The sequence below is a fragment of the Hydrogenophaga sp. genome (assembly GCF_019635465.1).
GTDB lineage: Bacteria > Pseudomonadota > Gammaproteobacteria > Burkholderiales > Burkholderiaceae_C > Hydrogenophaga.
This window is the reverse complement of the sequence record NZ_JAHBZK010000003.1, coordinates 1-15,799: the sequence shown is the minus strand read 5'-3', so window position 1 is coordinate 15,799 and position 15,799 is coordinate 1. Positions and strand designations below refer to the sequence as shown.

The 15,799-nt window shown below is 66.9% G+C and carries 19 protein-coding genes; 15 read left to right on the top strand and 4 right to left on the bottom strand.

Going from position 1 to position 15,799, the window contains the following annotated elements:
• Nucleotides 1-61 precede the first annotated feature (61 nt).
• The 3 genes from mnmE (at nucleotide 62) to KF871_RS02965 (ending at nucleotide 2,763) form a co-directional block, all read left to right on the top strand.
• On the top strand, nucleotides 62-1,441 hold the full coding sequence (mnmE, locus tag KF871_RS02975; RefSeq protein WP_291138091.1) for a tRNA uridine-5-carboxymethylaminomethyl(34) synthesis GTPase MnmE: 1,380 nt from the start codon (nucleotides 62-64) through the stop codon (nucleotides 1,439-1,441).
• A 106-nt stretch (nucleotides 1,442-1,547) separates the two neighbouring features.
• Nucleotides 1,548-2,036 carry a Crp/Fnr family transcriptional regulator gene (locus KF871_RS02970; RefSeq protein ID WP_291138089.1) on the top strand — a complete coding sequence of 163 codons (489 nt, stop codon included), beginning with the start codon at nucleotides 1,548-1,550 and terminating at the stop codon, nucleotides 2,034-2,036.
• Nucleotides 2,037-2,100: 64 nt separating this feature from the next.
• Nucleotides 2,101-2,763, top strand: a complete 663-nt coding sequence (locus KF871_RS02965; RefSeq protein ID WP_291138086.1) for a hypothetical protein — start codon at nucleotides 2,101-2,103, stop codon at nucleotides 2,761-2,763.
• 31 nt (nucleotides 2,764-2,794) lie between these two features.
• Here KF871_RS02965 and KF871_RS02960 read toward each other — a convergent pair whose 3' ends face one another.
• Together KF871_RS02960 and KF871_RS02955 are read right to left on the bottom strand one after the other, a co-directional pair.
• The gene (locus KF871_RS02960; protein ID WP_291138083.1) at nucleotides 2,795-3,340 is read right to left on the bottom strand and encodes an adenine phosphoribosyltransferase; all 546 of its coding nucleotides are present in this window, start codon (nucleotides 3,338-3,340) and stop codon (nucleotides 2,795-2,797) included.
• 40 nt (nucleotides 3,341-3,380) lie between these two features.
• Nucleotides 3,381-5,366: a cation:proton antiporter gene (locus KF871_RS02955; protein WP_291138080.1), complete on the bottom strand. Its 1,986-nt coding sequence runs from the start codon at nucleotides 5,364-5,366 to the stop codon at nucleotides 3,381-3,383.
• A gap of 79 nt (nucleotides 5,367-5,445) precedes the next feature.
• On the opposite strand from KF871_RS02955, the gene KF871_RS02950 reads away from it, so the two are divergent.
• Genes KF871_RS02950 through KF871_RS02935 form a run of 4 tightly spaced genes read left to right on the top strand, consistent with a single transcriptional unit; the run spans nucleotide 5,446 to nucleotide 8,477 of the window.
• A complete protein-coding gene (locus KF871_RS02950; protein ID WP_291138077.1) occupies nucleotides 5,446-6,441 on the top strand; it encodes a KpsF/GutQ family sugar-phosphate isomerase in 996 nt (331 codons plus the stop codon).
• A 2-nt stretch (nucleotides 6,442-6,443) separates the two neighbouring features.
• Nucleotides 6,444-6,983 carry an HAD family hydrolase gene (locus KF871_RS02945; RefSeq protein WP_291138075.1) on the top strand — a complete coding sequence of 180 codons (540 nt, stop codon included), beginning with the start codon at nucleotides 6,444-6,446 and terminating at the stop codon, nucleotides 6,981-6,983.
• 10 nt (nucleotides 6,984-6,993) lie between these two features.
• Nucleotides 6,994-7,677, top strand: coding sequence for an LPS export ABC transporter periplasmic protein LptC (lptC, locus tag KF871_RS02940; protein WP_291138072.1), 684 nt, complete (start codon nucleotides 6,994-6,996; stop codon nucleotides 7,675-7,677).
• Nucleotides 7,674-8,477, top strand: a complete 804-nt coding sequence (locus KF871_RS02935) for an SDR family oxidoreductase (RefSeq protein ID WP_291138069.1) — start codon at nucleotides 7,674-7,676, stop codon at nucleotides 8,475-8,477. Before lptC ends, KF871_RS02935 begins: the two co-directional genes overlap by 4 nt.
• Before the next feature lie 70 nt (nucleotides 8,478-8,547).
• Here KF871_RS02935 and KF871_RS02930 read toward each other — a convergent pair whose 3' ends face one another.
• Nucleotides 8,548-8,940: an RNA-binding protein gene (locus KF871_RS02930; protein ID WP_291138066.1), complete on the bottom strand. Its 393-nt coding sequence runs from the start codon at nucleotides 8,938-8,940 to the stop codon at nucleotides 8,548-8,550.
• A gap of 372 nt (nucleotides 8,941-9,312) precedes the next feature.
• Between KF871_RS02930 and KF871_RS02925 the strand changes: the two genes are divergently transcribed.
• The 7 genes from KF871_RS02925 to KF871_RS02895 all read left to right on the top strand — a co-directional run bounded on the left by KF871_RS02925 (nucleotide 9,313) and on the right by KF871_RS02895 (nucleotide 14,047).
• Complete coding sequence (locus tag KF871_RS02925; protein WP_291138064.1) at nucleotides 9,313-10,716, top strand: homoserine O-acetyltransferase; 1,404 nt, start codon at nucleotides 9,313-9,315, stop codon at nucleotides 10,714-10,716.
• The gene (metW, locus tag KF871_RS02920; RefSeq protein WP_291138061.1) at nucleotides 10,713-11,297 is read left to right on the top strand and encodes a methionine biosynthesis protein MetW; all 585 of its coding nucleotides are present in this window, start codon (nucleotides 10,713-10,715) and stop codon (nucleotides 11,295-11,297) included. The genes KF871_RS02925 and metW overlap by 4 nt, the downstream gene beginning before the upstream one ends.
• 96 nt (nucleotides 11,298-11,393) lie before the next feature.
• Complete coding sequence (locus KF871_RS02915; RefSeq protein WP_291138058.1) at nucleotides 11,394-11,786, top strand: rhodanese-like domain-containing protein; 393 nt, start codon at nucleotides 11,394-11,396, stop codon at nucleotides 11,784-11,786.
• Nucleotides 11,787-12,228: 442 nt separating this feature from the next.
• A complete protein-coding gene (locus tag KF871_RS02910) occupies nucleotides 12,229-12,489 on the top strand; it encodes a hypothetical protein (RefSeq protein ID WP_291138055.1) in 261 nt (86 codons plus the stop codon).
• A gap of 80 nt (nucleotides 12,490-12,569) precedes the next feature.
• Nucleotides 12,570-12,737 carry a hypothetical protein gene (locus KF871_RS02905; RefSeq protein ID WP_291138052.1) on the top strand — a complete coding sequence of 56 codons (168 nt, stop codon included), beginning with the start codon at nucleotides 12,570-12,572 and terminating at the stop codon, nucleotides 12,735-12,737.
• Nucleotides 12,738-13,088: 351 nt separating this feature from the next.
• Nucleotides 13,089-13,421: a hypothetical protein gene (locus KF871_RS02900; protein ID WP_291138049.1), complete on the top strand. Its 333-nt coding sequence runs from the start codon at nucleotides 13,089-13,091 to the stop codon at nucleotides 13,419-13,421.
• A gap of 449 nt (nucleotides 13,422-13,870) precedes the next feature.
• Nucleotides 13,871-14,047 (top strand): hypothetical protein, encoded by a 177-nt coding sequence (locus KF871_RS02895; protein WP_291138047.1) that lies wholly within the window; start codon nucleotides 13,871-13,873, stop codon nucleotides 14,045-14,047.
• Nucleotides 14,048-14,076: 29 nt separating this feature from the next.
• On the opposite strand, the gene KF871_RS02890 is transcribed toward KF871_RS02895, so the two are convergent.
• Complete coding sequence (locus KF871_RS02890; protein WP_291138044.1) at nucleotides 14,077-14,331, bottom strand: hypothetical protein; 255 nt, start codon at nucleotides 14,329-14,331, stop codon at nucleotides 14,077-14,079.
• A 115-nt stretch (nucleotides 14,332-14,446) separates the two neighbouring features.
• Here KF871_RS02890 and KF871_RS02885 point away from each other — a divergent pair.
• Nucleotides 14,447-15,799: methyl-accepting chemotaxis protein (locus KF871_RS02885; RefSeq protein ID WP_291138041.1), on the top strand; the 1,353-nt coding region annotated here is incomplete at its 3' end.

Below are 15,799 nucleotides of genomic sequence, written 5' to 3'. Positions count from 1 at the left end.
GGACCGGTAGAGCCGGCACCTCGGCGCCCTGGGCCTGGGGCAGGCGAACCTTCGCTTCCACATGCTGCCCCATCACGCCGATCCGATCGTTGCCATCGCCACTGCGCCCGGGCGTGGCGCGGTGGGCATCGTTCGAGTGTCTGGCAAGGGACTGGCGCCCTTTGTGCGCGCCCTGCTGGGGCGCGATCTCAGGCCCCGGGAAGCGACATTGGGGCCCTGGCGAACCGCCGACGGCCAACCCATCGACACCGGCCTGGCGCTGTGGTTTCCGGCGCCGCATTCCTACACGGGTGAAGACGTGCTCGAACTGCAGGGCCACGGTGGTCAGGTGGTCTTGCAGTTGTTGCTGGCGCGCTGCCTGGAGGTGGCCAGCGACGCCTTGCCCGGCCTGCGCCTGGCGCGTGCGGGTGAATTCACCGAACGCGCATTCCTCAACGACAAGCTCGACCTCGCACAGGCCGAAGCCGTCGCCGACCTGATCGACGCGAGCACCGAAGCTGCGGCGCGCAGTGCCGCCCGGTCCCTGGCGGGCGCCTTCTCGGCACGGGTACACGCGCTGCGCGACGCATTGGTGAACCTGCGCATGCTGGTCGAGGCCACACTGGATTTCCCCGAAGAAGAGATCGACTTCCTGCAGAAGGCAGACGCCCAGGGCCAGTTGCAGCGCTTGCGGCAATCGCTGTCCACCTTGCAGGCCGAGGCACAACAGGGCGCGCTGCTGCGCGACGGACTGCAAGTGGTGATTGCCGGCCAACCCAATGCCGGCAAAAGCTCATTGCTCAACGCATTGGCTGGCGCCGAGCTGGCGATCGTGACCCCCATCGCGGGCACCACGCGCGATGTGGTGCAACAAACCATCCAGATCGAAGGCGTGCCAGTGCACGTCACCGACACCGCTGGGCTGCGCGACACGCCCGGCATCGACGAAGTAGAGCGCATCGGTATCGAGCGTGCCTGGCAACGCATTCGCGGCGCGGATGCGGTGCTGTTCCTGCACGACCTCACGCGCTGGGGCGAGCCGCGCTATCGGCACGGTGACGCCAACATCCTGCGCGGCCTGCCCGAGGGTGTGCCAGTGCTGCACATCTGGAACAAGATTGACCAGGCCGAAGGGGCACCCGCCGGCGACGATGACATCGCCCTGTCCGCCAAACACAGGACGGGCCTCGACGCGTTGCGCCAACGGCTGCTTCAACTGGCGGGTTGGCAAAGTGGTGGTGAGGGTTTGTTCATGGCGCGCGAGCGCCATTTGCGCGCCCTCGACCAAGTCGGCCAGCATCTGCAACAGGCCGATCAGTTGCTGGCGCATGCCGGCGAACACCTCGATCTGCTCGCCGAAGAGTTGCGCCTGGCCCAGCACCACCTGGGCGAGATCACCGGCGAGTTCACCGCCGACGATTTGCTGGGCGTCATCTTTTCGCGTTTTTGCATCGGCAAGTGAGCGAAAACCTGCCGCCCAGGGGTTACCGCGTGCCGCTGGGAGCCGAACTGTAACCACCAGTTCCGGGCGCCTTGCGCGGGGGCATGGCTTGCGGTTCACTTCGCTCATGAATGCCCCGAGCACGTCCACACGGTTCGATATCCAGCACCTGTCGCAGGCCATGCGACACAGCAGTGCGCTGGACGCCGTGCCCCTCAACCTCAGCGACGCGCACTGGGTGACGCTGGCCAATTACCTGCAGCCCGTCGCGCTGCAGCAGGGGCATGTGCTGATTGAGCAAGGCGTCAAGGACCGCACCGTCTACTTCGTTGAAAGCGGCACGCTCACCGTGCATTACGAAGATTCCAAGGAGCGGGTGCGCATTGCAGTGGTTGGCGCTGGCTCCTTGCTGGGTGAGGGCGCGTTTTTCAGCCACCTGCCGCGCAGCGCCACCGTCAATGCGGGCAGCGACTGCCGCCTGTGGTGCATGACACCTCTACGTTTTCGCGAGCTGGGGGTGCGCCACCCGCAGATCGCACTCGACGTCACCATTGCCATGTCGGCTGTGTTGGCCCGACGCATGTACAACAAACCGAAGCGCGTGGCGGTCACCTGACAGCCCGGACGGCGGCCACGCGCCCAGGCGCCGGCCGAATGCTTCATCAACGATTCGCCACTGCGTGCACGCACTGACCATGTCCCTGATGAGCTGGCTCAAGGCCAAGAAGAACCACTCCAGCCGAGGTGCCCTGGCGCGCGCGCGCAATGCGTTTCGCACCACCACCATGCCGCTGATTTCGCCACGCCGCGGACGGCGCCTGCTGCGACGCGAACAGCTGTTTGCCGTGGTGCGCGAATCCCTCATCCGCGGTGGCGTGCTGTCCACCAGCTACACCTTCAAGGTGCTCAATCTCGACAGCAACGGCGACAGCTTCATCGTGCTGGTCGACCTTGCCCTGCCGGCGCAATCGCTGCCCGACGAGTTTCTGCTGGAGATCGAACGCTGGGTGCAACAAAGCGCCAAGGCGCGCCACACCATGGACGTGCGCGCCATCTACTGGCGACGCAAGCCCACCCCGGAACAGGTGGGCCAGGCGTTGCGTGCATCGATGGTTGCGCAGACCCGCCGTGACTCGGCAGACACCTCGATTCCGCGTCCACCCGTGTCGACCACCAAGGGCCCGGGCGAGCGCGTCAGTGCGGACGAAGTCCAGGCCTTTCGCAACGCGATCGCTGCGCCCCCGCCGGCGGTGTATCGCCATCCGCTGGACCCGCAGTTGCCGATGCCCGAGGCCGTGAGCGACTTCGCTGCGCTCAGCGATACCCAGCACGGCAAGCTCTGACGGGGCTTGCGGCCCTGTTGAGTTGGGAGGGTCAATGGCCCTCGAAATCCACCAGGGTGAACAGCGCCAGACCGCTGTCGCGCAGCCGGGCTGAGCCGCCCAGTTCGGGCAGATCGACGATCGCAGCGCCCTCGGTCACCGTGGCACCCAGTTTCTCCAGCAATCGCCGCCCCGCCATCATGGTGCCGCCGGTGGCGATGAGATCGTCGATGAGCAGCACGCGGTCCCCCGGTTTGACCGCATCGGTGTGCAGCTCGACGGTGGCACTGCCGTACTCCAGCTCGTAGGTTTCTTCCACGGTGTGAAAGGGCAGCTTGCCCTTCTTGCGGATCGGCACAAAGCCCACGCCCAGTTCGTACGCCAGCACCGAGCCGATGATGAAGCCCCGCGCGTCCAGGCCCGCGACCACGCTGGGCCGCAACGCCGGGTCCATGTAGCGGTGCACGAAGGTATCGATCAACACCCGAAACACCTTGGGGTCCTGCAGCAAGGGCGTGATGTCGCGAAACATCACACCGGGGGCCGGCCAGTCGGGGACGGTGCGGATGTGGGAGCGAAGGTAGGCGGCGGTGTCCATGGGGTCGGATTATCGACGCCGCCGCCCTGGCGTCATCCGCTCAGCCTCCCAGCAACTTGTCCTCGGCCAGCGCCAGCGCGGGTGCCTGCCCGCTGATCACCAGCGTATCGCCCCCCGCCAGCACCGTGTCGTCGTCGACCGTCACGTGGCGGCCCGCAGCCCTGCGCAGGCTCACCACCCGCACGCCCATTGCCGGCAGTGCCAGACTGCCCACGGTCTTGCCAACGCAGCGGCCGGCGCCGGGCAGGGTCACGCTGTTGAGGCGTTCGTGCAGCAACTCGTCGGCAGAATCGTCGTCGGCGCCGTGGAAGTAGCCCCGCAGCAGCTCGTAGCGCGCGTCGCGCTGATCCTGCACCACGCGGATCACGCGCCGCATGGGCACCCCCACCAGCGCCAGTGCATGACTGGCCAGCATCAGGCTGGCCTCGATCGCTTCGGGTACCACCTCGGTGGCGCCGGCCGTGCGCAAGCGGTCAATGTCCACATCGTCGACCGTGCGCACCACCACCGGCACATGCGCCGCATGCTCATGGGCATGGTGCAGTACCTTGAGTGCGCTGGGCGTGTCGAGGTAGGTGACCACCACGGCGCTGGCCCGGTGCAGACCCGCCGCCATCAAGGCCTGAAGCCGAGCCGCATCGCCGAATACCACCGAATGGCCGGCCGCTGCCGCCTGCCGCACCCGATCGGGGTCGAGGTCCAGGGCCATGTAGGGGATGTGCTCGGCTTCCAGCAGCCGCGCCAGGTTCTGACCACAGCGCCCATAGCCGCAGATGATCACGTGTTTGTCGGCGTTGATCGCCTTGCGTGCAATTGCCGTCATCTGCACCGACTGCATCAACCAGTCGCTGCCAACCAGGCGCGTGACGATGCGGTTGCTGTACAGGATGAGGAACGGCGTGAGCAGCATGGAGATGACCATGCTCGCCAGGATCGGGTTGAACAAGGCCGGCGGCACCAGATCGTGCTGCGAAGCCAGCGTGAGCAGCACCAGACCGAACTCGCCCGCCTGGGTCAGGTACAGGCCGGTGCGCATGGCCGTGCCCATGGGTGCGCCAAACAGCCGCGTCAGTGTGGTGATGAGCACCAGCTTGAACATCAGCGAAGCCACCAGCATCAGCAGCACCAGCGGCCAGCGCTCCAGCACCAGCCGCCAGTCGAGCAACATGCCGATGGTGATGAAGAACAGGCCCAGCAGCACGTCATGGAACGGGCGGATGTCGGTCTCCACCTGGTGCTTGTATTCGGTTTCGGCAATCAGCATGCCGGCCACGAAAGCGCCCAGGGCCAGCGACAGACCCGCGTGCTCGGTCATCCAGGCCAACCCCAGCGTGATGAGCAACAGGTTGAGCATGAACAACTCGTCGCTCTTGCGCCTGGCCACCAGCGTCAGCCACCAGCGCATGAGCCGTTGCCCGCCTGTGAGCAGCAGGCCCAGCAGCACGACGGCCTTGAGCACCGCCAGACCGAGCTCCATGATCAGCTCCTCGGGCGGCGCCGACAGCGCCGGGATGAGCACCAGCAGCGGCACCACGGCCAGATCCTGGAACAGCAGGATGCCCAGCACCCGCTTGCCGTGCTCGGACTCGAGCTCCAGCCGCTCGGCCACCAGCTTGATCACGATGGCCGTGCTGCTCATCGCCATCACACCACCCAGCGCCACCGCTGCCTGCCACGACAGGTTCCACCACGCTGGTAACAGCAGGCCCATGGCCAGTGAAGCCAACGTGGTCAGCACGACGGTGAGCACCACCTGCGACAAGCCCAGGCCGAACACGAAGCGCCGCATGGCGCGCAGCTTGGGCAGGCTGAACTCGAGACCGATGACGAACATCAGGAAGACCACGCCGAACTCGGCCAGGTAGCGCACCCCGCTGGAGTTCTGCGCCAGGGCCAGCGCGTTCGGACCGATCACCACGCCCACTGCCAGATACCCCAGCATGGGCGGCAGCTTGAAGCTGCGGCAGGCCACCACGGCCAGCACCGCAGCCAACAGGTACAGCAAGGCCAGATCGAGCGAAGTCATGGGCGGATGGTAAGGGCCGGGTCGGTTCATTGGCCCGCAGCAGCCGGGGATTTGCGTGCCCGCAGCGATAATCCGGCGCATGTCAGTCGCACCCCAGATCGACCTCGAACGGGTCAGGCAGCTCGCCGTCGAGGCTTTGCAGATCGAAGCCGATGCCGTCCAGGCGCTGGCGCAACGCGTGGACGCCCGATTTGCCGAGGCGGTGCAGTTGCTGCTCGCCTGCCGCGGTCGGGTGGTGGTGATGGGCATGGGCAAGAGTGGCCACATTGGCCGCAAGCTGGCCGCCACCCTCGCTTCCACCGGCACGCCGGCCATGTTCGTGCATCCGGCCGAGGCCAGTCACGGCGATCTGGGCATGATCACCGAGGTCGACGCCGTGCTGGCGCTGAGCAACTCGGGCGAGAGCGAAGAGCTCACCGCCATCCTGCCGCTGATCAAGCGCATGGGGGTGCCACTGGTGGCGCTGACCGGCCGGGCCGAATCGACGCTGGGCCGTCACGCCGCCGTGGTGCTCGACACCTCGGTGGCCAAGGAGGCCTGCCCGCACAACCTCGCGCCGACGGCCAGTACTACCGCCCAGCTGGCGCTGGGCGACGCCCTGGCGGTGGCGCTGCTCGATGCGCGAGGTTTCCGGGCCGACGACTTTGCGCGCTCGCACCCCGGTGGCGCGTTGGGGCGCAAGCTGCTCACCCACGTGAGCGACGTCATGCGGGGTGGTGCCGATGTGCCCCGCGTGACGCCCGAGGCCACCTTGATGACGCTCATGCGCGAGATCAGCGACAAGGGCCTGGGCATGTGCGCGGTGGTCGACGGCAATGCCATCGTGGGCATCTTCACCGATGGCGACCTGCGACGCCTGATCGAGCGCAGCGGCAGCAGCGTGGATCTGCGTGCCCTGTGCGCGCGCGACGTGATGCATCCTTCGCCGCGCACCATCCGCGACGAGGCCCTGGCCGTCGAGGCGGCAGACCTCATGGAGGCACACCGCATCACCAGCGTGCTGGTGGTCGATGGCGACGGCCGCTTGGTGGGCGCAGTCAACAGCAACGACCTCATGCGCGCGAAGGTGATCTGAGCATGACGCCGGTGCTGCAGTTCTCTCCGGCCTTGCTGCTGCGGGCGCAAGCCGTGCGAGTGGCCTTCTTTGATGTCGACGGTGTGTTGACCGATGGCGGGCTCTATTTCACCGAAGCCGGTGAAACCATCAAGCGCTTTCACACGCTGGATGGCCATGGCTTGAAGCTCTTGCAGCGCCACGGCATCGTGCCGGCGGTCATCAGCGGCCGCGACGGCAAGCCCCTGCGCATGCGGCTGCAGGCCCTGGGCGTGACCCACATGCACCTGGGGACCGAAGACAAGCGCCCGGCCGCTGAAGCCATCCTCGCCGCCTTGGATGCCGGCTGGCACGAGGCGGCCGCCATGGGCGACGACTGGCCCGACCTGCCCGTGATGCGCCAGTCTGCACTGGCGGTTGCGCCGCCAGCGGCGCACGACGAAGTGCGTGCCATGGCCCACCATGTCACCCGCCGGGCGGCTGGCGAGGGGGCCGTGCGCGAGTTCTGCGATCTGTTGCTGATGGCGCGCGGCGCCTACGCGGCCGAATTGGCCGGGCTCTGAAGGCGCAGCGGTGCACGCCGAGGACGACTTCGACCTCATTCCCGGGCTCGATCGCAGCGCGCCGCCCGTCACTGCCACGCTGCGACGTGCCCCTTGGTGGGACCGTTTGTCCATCTACCTGCCGATGCTGCTCATGGGGTTGCTGGCCCTGGGCTCGTACTGGCTCTTGCGGGCCACGCCCAGCGCGCCCGAGCCGGAACCCGAGCGCCCGGTCACCGGCGAGCCCGACTATTTCATGCGCCGTTTTTCGGTGAAGTCGTTCGACGTCAATGGCAACCTGCGCGCCGAGGTGCTGGGTGACGAGGCGCGACATCACCCCGACGACGACCGGGTCGAAATCGACAACGCGCGCTTGCGCAACCTGGCCGAAAACGGATCGATCACCAGCGCGCGGTCGCAGCGCCTGACCACCAACGACGACAACACGCGTTTCGTGCTCGAAGGCGACGCGGTGGTGGTCCGTGAAGGCGGCACCGACGCCAGTGGCGGCGCGCTGCCCCGTCTCGAATTCCGGGGCGAGTACCTGCTCATCGAGCTGGAGCCGCACGATCGCATCAGCTCCGATCAACCCGTGCTGGTCATTCGCGAAGGCGATCGCATCACCGCCGATCGCATGGTCTATGACAGTCAGACGCGTCTGGCCACATTCAACGGCCGCGTGCGCATGCAACTGGCCCCACGCAACGCACCATGACGACTTCACACACCGACTCTCGTCCATTGGCGGTCATCACGGGCGCGTCCAGCGGCATTGGTCAGGCGCTGGCCGACCGGTACCTGCGCGCGGGCTACCGCTTGGCACTGTTCGCCCGGCGTGACGAAGAACTGCGTCGGTGGGCCGCCGAGCGCGGGCTGGACGAGCGGGCCTGCGGTGTCTACCGCGCCGATGTCGCCGACGTCGATGCGGTCGTGCAGGCGGGTCAGCGCTGCCTGGCCGACATGGGGGTGCCCCAGGTGGTGATCGCCAACGCCGGCATCAGCGTGGGTATGGACACCGCGCAGCGCGAGGACATCTCGGTGCTTTCGCGCACTTTTGCCACCAACAACGTGGGGATGGCGGCGACCTTTCACCCCTTCGTGGCGGCCATGCGCGCACGCGGTCAGGGCGCGCTGGTCGGCATCGCCAGCGTGGCGGCCATCCGTGGCCTGCCCGGACATGGGGCCTACTGCGCGAGCAAGGCCGCTGTCGTGGCCTATTGCGAAAGCCTGCGTGGCGAACTGCGTGGCAGTGGCGTGGCGGTGGTCACCTTGCTGCCCGGCTATGTCGATACGCCGCTCACGCAGGAGAACCGGTATGCCATGCCCTTCCTGCTCTCACCCGAGGTCTTTGCCGATCGGGCCTTCAAGGCCATCGAAGCGGGCATGAGCTACCGGGTGATTCCGTGGCAGATGGGTGTGGTGGCCAAGCTGCTGCGCGCACTGCCCAACGCCTGGTTCGACCGTTTGCTGGCGGGTCGCCCGCGCAAGCACCGCGAGGGCGAGGGTCGCCACTGAACCATGCAGGCAACAAAAAGGCCCCAGGCGCGAAGCCTTGGGGCCTGTTTCAGGCAGGTGCCTTGACGGATCAGTAGCCGCCGCGGCCACCGCCATCACGGCGACCACCGTTGCCATAGGGGCTGCGGAAGCCGCCATCCTGGCCGCCGCCACCAAAGCCGCCTTCGCGACGGCCACCACCGAAGCCACCGCCACCGGTGCGGGGCGGGCGGGGTTCCATCGGGCGGGCTTCGTTGACCACCAGGCTGCGGCCGCCGAGCGACTGGCCGTTCATGCCTTCGATCGCCGATTGCGCTTCAGCGTCGCTGCCCATCTCGACAAAGCCGAAACCTTTGGAACGGCCGGTCTCGCGCTCCATCATGACCTTGGCGCTGTTGACCGAACCATAGGCGGAAAAAGCCTGGCTCAGGTCTTCGTCACGCACGGAATACGGCAGGTTGCCGACGTAAAGCTTGTTGCCCATGAAAAGGGACTCCTCAAAACACTGGAAGGAAGCGATGGAGCCCCGTCGTCCGGCACACAAATGCAGCGCGCGAAACCAACCGATCACTTGACATGCGGCCGGTTACCACGGACGCCGGGGCATTATGCGCCGTTTGTCGCGTCGAAGGTGACAAAAAGCGGGCCGGCGCTGTACGGCTCGTCGCCCGATGCGTGCGTACAACAGGCCCGGCACCCCCAAATGCCCCGAATCGGGGCGTATACTGCCGCCCCAGCGCCGATTTGATCCAGATTGCGGGCGCTCAACAAATGCCGCTAAAGGGGAGCTCGGAGACGCCCGGCCTGCCTTTTGGTGGTGCCGGGTTTTTGTTTTCTGGCCCTGCCTGCGCAGGGAATGCGCTTGATCGTCACCCCCGTTACCTACCGATTCGACCAGCCGCTGCAACTGCGCAGCGGGGCGGTGCTGCCCGCCTACGAGCTGGTGGTCGAGACCTACGGCAGCCTCAACGCCGACAAATCCAACGCCGTACTGGTGTGCCACGCGCTCAACGCCTCGCACCACGTCGCAGGGCACCACGCCGACGCCCAGGGCCAGCCGCTGCCGCGCAGCGAGGGCTGGTGGCACAACATGATCGGCCCGGGCAAGCCGGTCGACACCAACCGTTTCTTCGTCATTGGCGTCAACAACCTGGGGTCCTGCTTCGGCTCGACCGGGCCGACCCATGTCAACCCGGCCACCGGTCAGGCCTGGGGCGCGGACTTTCCGGTGGTGACGGTCGAGGACTGGGTCGAGGCGCAGGCCAGGCTGCTCGACGCCATGGGCATCGATGTGCTGGCGGCGGTGATGGGCGGCAGCCTGGGCGGCATGCAGACGCTGAGCTGGGCCTTGCAGTACCCCGAGCGGGTGCGCCATGCGGTGGTGGTGGCCAGCGCGCCCAACCTCACAGCGGAGAACATCGCGTTCAACGAGGTGGCGCGCCGCGCCATCGTGACGGACCCCGACTTCCACGGCGGCCACTACCTGCGCGAAGGCACCCTGCCGCGCCGCGGATTGCGCATCGCCCGCATGATCGGCCACATCACCTACCTCAGCGACGATGTCATGAACGAGAAGTTCGGGCGCTCGTTGCGGCCGGCTGATCTGAACGACGCGCTGGCCAGCGCCAGCCGACCCGCCGCCGGGCCGCCCCAAGGCGGGTCAGCCCCCTCGGGGGGCAGCGAACCACACGAAGTGGGGAGCGTGGGGGCACAGGACACCGCCGCCGGGCCGCCCCAAGGCGGGTCAGCCCCCTCGGGGGGCAGCGACCCGCAAAGCGGTGGAGCGTGGGGGTACAAGTACACCACGCAGGATGTCGAGTTCCAGATCGAGAGCTACCTGCGCTACCAGGGCGACAAGTTCACCGAGTACTTTGACGCCAACACCTACCTGCTCATCACCCGCGCGCTCGACTACTTCGACCCCGCGCGCGAGTTCGACGGCAACCTCAGCGCCGCCCTGGCGCGCGCCAATGCGCGCTTCCTGTTGGTCAGCTTCAGCACCGACTGGCGCTTCAGCCCCCGGCGCAGCCGCGAAATTGTCAAGGCGCTGCTGGACAACCGCCGCGACGTGGCCTACGCCGAGATCGACGCGCCGCACGGGCACGACGCCTTCTTGCTGGAAGACCCGCGCTACCTCAACGTGGTGCGCTCGTACTTTGAAAAAGTATTGAGCGACGCCGGGCCGCCCCAAGGCGCGAAGGCCCCCTCGGGGGGCAGCGCAGCACACGAAGTGGCAAGCGAGGGGGTGGCTTCTTCATGAGCGATACCGCCACCATGAAATCCATCGCCGCGCTGGTGCCGCCGGGCTCGCGCGTGCTCGACCTGGGCTGCGGCGACGGCGCGCTGCTGGACCTGCTGCAGCGCGAGCGCGGCTGCACCGGCTACGGCATCGAGATCGCCGACGCCAATGTGCTGGCCTGCGTGAAGCGCGGCGTCAATGTCATCCAGCTCAACCTCGAGGAGGGGCTGGCCATGTTTGACGACAACTCCTTCGACGTGGTGCTGCAGATCGACACGCTGCAGCACCTGCGCAACGCCGAAACCATGCTGCGCGAAACCGCGCGCGTGGGCCGCCGCGGCATCGTGGCCTTCCCCAACTTTGCGCACTGGCCCAACCGGCTTGCGGTGCTGCGCGGGCGCATGCCCGTGACGCGGCGCCTGCCCTACCAGTGGTACGACACGCCCAACATCCGCGTGGGCACCTTCAAGGACTTTGAAGTGCTGGCCGGCAAGAACGCGCTGGACATCATTGACGCCTTCGGGCTGCAGGATGGCCGCGAGGTGCGCTGGCTGCCCAACCTGCGGGCCGCCACGGCGGTGTTCCGCTTCGAGCGCGACTGAGATAACATCCGTCACTCGGGATCTCAGCCTCCCGAATCCTCGCGGATAGACGGTGTCCCGTCCAAGTGCTGGCAACTCACCTTCTGGAGTTTCCCCATGGACACCGCTCGCGATCCCGTTTCCGTCATCACCCCCCAGCAACTGGCGGCCCGCCTGGGCCGGACCGACGCCCCGCTGCTGCTGGACGTGCGGCGTGAAGCCCGCTTTGCCGAAAGCCCGCGCATGCTGGCCGGCGCCTTGCGCTGCGCGCCCGAGGACGTGGCTGCCCTGGCCCGCACCCAGGCGCCGCGCGAGGTCGTGGTGTACTGCGTGTATGGCCACGAGGTGGGCGCCGAAGCCGCGGCCACGCTGCGCTCGGCTGGCTGGCCGGCGCAGATGCTCGCCGGCGGCATTGAAGGGGGAGAAGACGGCGTGGACGCGCCCGAAGACATCGCCCAGTGGCGCGCCGTGGCGCTGCCCACCATGCCCCGCGCCGGAGGCGCGCAATGACCGCGCCCCAGACCACCGCCGCGGCCATTCCCCTTGGCCAGGCCCTGCGCTTCTGGCTCAAGCTCGGCTTCATCAGCTTTGGCGGGCCCGCAGGGCAGCGCTCTGTCGATGGCGGGCGTGGGCGCGGGAGCCAGGCGGCAGGGCATCAGTGTGTGCATCCGTGCACGTGGCAAATCACGGGGCGATCAGAGGGGACGCTTCGGCGACGCGGCGAATTCCCCTTCAAGGTGTGCGGTTTTCGCGGTTTGGCGGTCGGATTGGCCTCAAGCGGGTCAAGCGCGGCGGAGTTCTGACCGATCAGCGGTTGTTTGCTACCGTGCTGGTCATCGTCGCCCTTAAGAGATTCCTTCATGTTGACGCGACCGGCCCACCCCAATCCAGGAGCGTTTGACATGAATCCCCTTGCGCCAGCCGATGCGGGTCGGTACCCGGATTGATGTTGATGTGCGGGCTGCTGTTGGCCCTGATGGCCGTGGTTGCTTTGGGCTTCCTCCATGCAAGAAAGTATATGCGCAGCATGTACGACGATCGCGTGGTGCCGCTGGCGCAGATCCAAGGTGTCCGACCTGTACGCAGTGAACATCGTGGACGCCAGCCTGGGCGCTGGACGGCGGCGGTGACGGTGGCTCAGGCCCGCGCGGCGGTGGCCGAAGCGCGCGAGCATTCGCACCACTGGAAGACCTGCGGCGATCGAGCTGAGTGAGAGCAGCGTCTCATCGACAAGTCGGAAGCGCTGTTCGTCACCGCTGACGCCACGGTCGATCGCATCGACGCCCTGATGGCGTGCAACGACATGGACAGATGGTTTCGGTGGCGCACGAGATGTACCCGCGCTCCGATCCCCTGCAGTCGGTGCTGAGCGATCTGATCCAGCTGCAGCTCGATGTCTCGCGCGATCTGTATCAAGAGAACGCGCGATACGCCCGCGCGAGGCCTTGTTCGGCATGGTGACGCTTTGCTGGTGCGCGCCACCTGCGTGGGCGCTGCCCTGGCGCACGTGGTGGATCATCCGTCGCAGTGCGCTCGCTCGGCTGAGGAGCCCCACAGAAGTACAGGCGGTGTGCGGGCGATCGCCCGCAGCCCGAGTTGAACGGTGCCCGTCATGACCCGATGACCGACCAGTGTGATATCGACCGCCGGACGCATGGCCGAGGCGTATCTGGTCTGGTCGGCGCGTGCTCGCTAACACGCACGCGCCGCGGTGGCCAGTGCCAGCTCGCAGATCGCGCATGGCAACCAGGACCTGAGCCAAGCACCGAAGAACATGAGCCTCTGCCCTGCAACAGACGGCAGCCTCCTGCCATGGAGCAGGATGGGCGCGCGGCGCAGAACGCCGGGCACGCCGAGCAGGCCAGCCAATGGGCCCACGAGGCCGCCAGCGTGGCGCCAAGGGGGAGCGAGGTGGTGGCCGACATAGTTAGCGTGCAGCGCATCAACGCCAGCAGCCAGAAGATCGGCATCATCGTGCATCGACCGGCATCGCCTTCAGACAACATCACGGCGAAAAGCAATGCCGCCGTGGAAGCCGCGCGCGTGCCACGGCAAAACAGAGCCGCAGCTGCGGTGGTGGCCTCCGAGGTGCGCGGCTGGCGCCAGCGCAGCGCCGATGTGCCGCCAAGGAGATCAAGACCTTGATCGGCACCGCTTTCAGACCCAGCCACGGCCACGGCGTGGAATTGGCCCAGCGGGCCGGGCGAACCATGGGCGACGTGCGCACCGCCATCGACCGCTGATCAGCGCGGGTGGTGCACGCCATCAGCGGCGCCAGCCGTGAACAAAGCACGGGTCTGGCGCAGGTCGGCGATATGCGTCAGTCAGATGGATCCAGACCGCAGCAAAATGCGGCGCTGGTGGAAGAGCGCCGCCGCCGCCGTGCGGCGGCGAGGCCGACCGACTGGTGCAGGCCGTCGCCCATTCGCACCTGATCGAGTCGGCAGGCGCTTGCCAGATCGCCACAACCGCCCATCAGGGCCCTGCCAACCCCGGGTCGGGATTGGCGTGCCACTTCCCTTTGTTTCGGCCTTCAGCCCGGAGGGCTTGGCCGATATTCCTATTGGCCTTACCTTCAACCGAGGACCGAGACCATGGACATGCGCCACGACGCCACCCACATTGCCCGCCGGGAAGGCCAGCGCGCAGCCGCTGCCCAGGCGACCAGCGCCGAATTCCTGACCTTCCGCCTTGGCGGCGAGAATACAGCAGCGACATCCTGCGCGTGCAGGAAATCCCGCTCTTATGAAGAGCCGACCCGCATTACTTAACGCGCCCGAACGCTTCATCAAGGGCGTGGTCAATCTGCGCTGGTGTGGATGACGCCGATCGTCGACCTGCGCATCAAACTGGGTTGCGACAAGGTTGAGTACAACAGTTTCGCGGTGGTCGTCTGATCGGCGCCTCGGCGGTGTGCGCAGCCGTGGTCGGCGCCGTCGTCGACTCGGTCTCCGACGTGCTCCGAGCTGAGGCTGGCGACGCCATCCGTCCCGCCGAGATAAGACACACGGTCGACACCTCGTTCATCCACCGGCATCGCCAGCGTTGACTGCATGCTGATCCTCATGGACATCAAACGCTGATGTCCAGCCGACATGGGCCTGATGGATTCGGCCCAAGTGCTGCAGTAAGCCCTTCCCACACCTCACCGCCGAAAGGAGACGCACGACATGCTTTTCAAACGCAATAACCAAAACGGCAGCGCCTCGATAGCACGTCGTCTCTCCCTGCAGGCGGTGGCCCTGCTGGCGATCACGCTGGCCGTGATCAGCACCGGCATGGCCGTGGTCGCCGAAGGCCGTTCGCGGGATCGATTGGTACAAGGTGCAGGGGACAAGGCTGCCGCTGTCGCCGATTCCGTGGACGCGTTCGACGCGACCGCCCGTTTGATGACCGAGCGCGCGTACCGCCCGTTCCGTCAAAAGTTCGCCGACGTGTTCGAGCTGGACGCCGAGGCCAACATGCTCAAGAGCTGGGGCATGCTGCTCAACGGTGACCACAGCGAAGTCGACACCTTCAACAAGAGCAACGGTGGCGTGGCCACCATCTTCATGCGCAAGGGCGACGACTTCGAGCGCATCGCCACCTCGCTCAAGAAGGAAAACGGCGACCGTGCCGTGGGCACCCTGCTCGCCCGCGCGCACCCTGCCTACGCCTTGACGCTGGCCGGCAAAACCTACACCGGTCGCGCCGTGCTGTTCGGCAAGCCGTACATGACGCACTACGAACCCGTGAAGGACGCGGCCGGCAAGATCGTCGGCATCCTGTTCATCGGTTTCGACATCACCGACTTCCAGGCCTCGCTCAACCGACTGGTCGAAAAGACCACCTTCTTCGAAAGCGGCGGCACGGTCATCATCGAGCCGCGCGCCAACGACGCCGAAGCCATCTTCGTGTCGCACCCCACCGCGGCTGGCAAGAAGGTGCTGGAAGTCAACCCGCAAGCCGGCCCCATGCTGGCCGCCATGCGCGCCAGCGAGGACGCCTTCGTGCCGTCGTCGGTGCCGCTGTACAACGCTTCGATCAAGAGCCCCTGGGCCGTCAAGCGAACCGCCAAGACCGGTGGCTGGTGGATCGTGGCCGAAGTGTCTGACGACGAGGCCATGGCCTCGCACTGGCAGACCATCTACCTGTTCTGGGCACTGCTGGCGGGCTGTACCGCACTGCTCGGTGCCGGCCTGTTCGTGCTGATCCGTCGCAACGTGAGCGCGCCGCTGCGCGAATTGACGACCGCGGTGACCACCGTGGCCCAGGGCGACCTGACCAAGACCTTCCACAGCGACCGCCGCGATGAAGTCGGCGTGCTGGTGCGCGAAGTGGAAAACATGCGCCAGCGCTTCCTGGACATGATGCGCCAGCTGCGCAGCGCGGCCGACAACATTGGCACCGCCAGCAGCGAAATCGCCACCGGCAACCAGGACCTGAGCGCGCGCACCGAACAGACGGCGAGCAACCTGCAAGAGACGGCCGCGAGCATGGAGCAGCTCACCAGCACGGTGCGCCAAAGCGCCGACGCCGCGCGC

Excerpts from the sequence above, each read along its gene's own strand:
- KF871_RS02910 (WP_291138055.1), top strand. The coding sequence starts at position 12,229 with ATGTGCGGGCTGCTGTTGGCCCTGATGGCCGTGGTTGCTTTGGGCTTC.
- metW (WP_291138061.1), top strand. The coding sequence starts at position 10,713 with ATGAGCGATACCGCCACCATGAAATCCATCGCCGCGCTGGTGCCGCCG.
- KF871_RS02925 (WP_291138064.1), top strand. The coding sequence starts at position 9,313 with ATGCGCTTGATCGTCACCCCCGTTACCTACCGATTCGACCAGCCGCTG.
- KF871_RS02890 (WP_291138044.1), bottom strand. The coding sequence starts at position 14,331 with ATGCAGTCAACGCTGGCGATGCCGGTGGATGAACGAGGTGTCGACCGT.
- KF871_RS02950 (WP_291138077.1), top strand. The coding sequence starts at position 5,446 with ATGTCAGTCGCACCCCAGATCGACCTCGAACGGGTCAGGCAGCTCGCC.
- KF871_RS02970 (WP_291138089.1), top strand. The coding sequence starts at position 1,548 with ATGAATGCCCCGAGCACGTCCACACGGTTCGATATCCAGCACCTGTCG.
- KF871_RS02915 (WP_291138058.1), top strand. The coding sequence starts at position 11,394 with ATGGACACCGCTCGCGATCCCGTTTCCGTCATCACCCCCCAGCAACTG.
- KF871_RS02935 (WP_291138069.1), top strand. The coding sequence starts at position 7,674 with ATGACGACTTCACACACCGACTCTCGTCCATTGGCGGTCATCACGGGC.
- KF871_RS02955 (WP_291138080.1), bottom strand. The coding sequence starts at position 5,366 with ATGACTTCGCTCGATCTGGCCTTGCTGTACCTGTTGGCTGCGGTGCTG.
- KF871_RS02945 (WP_291138075.1), top strand. The coding sequence starts at position 6,444 with ATGACGCCGGTGCTGCAGTTCTCTCCGGCCTTGCTGCTGCGGGCGCAA.
- KF871_RS02900 (WP_291138049.1), top strand. The coding sequence starts at position 13,089 with ATGGAGCAGGATGGGCGCGCGGCGCAGAACGCCGGGCACGCCGAGCAG.
- KF871_RS02960 (WP_291138083.1), bottom strand. The coding sequence starts at position 3,340 with ATGGACACCGCCGCCTACCTTCGCTCCCACATCCGCACCGTCCCCGAC.
- KF871_RS02930 (WP_291138066.1), bottom strand. The coding sequence starts at position 8,940 with ATGGGCAACAAGCTTTACGTCGGCAACCTGCCGTATTCCGTGCGTGAC.
- mnmE (WP_291138091.1), top strand. The coding sequence starts at position 62 with ATGCTGCCCCATCACGCCGATCCGATCGTTGCCATCGCCACTGCGCCC.
- KF871_RS02895 (WP_291138047.1), top strand. The coding sequence starts at position 13,871 with ATGGACATGCGCCACGACGCCACCCACATTGCCCGCCGGGAAGGCCAG.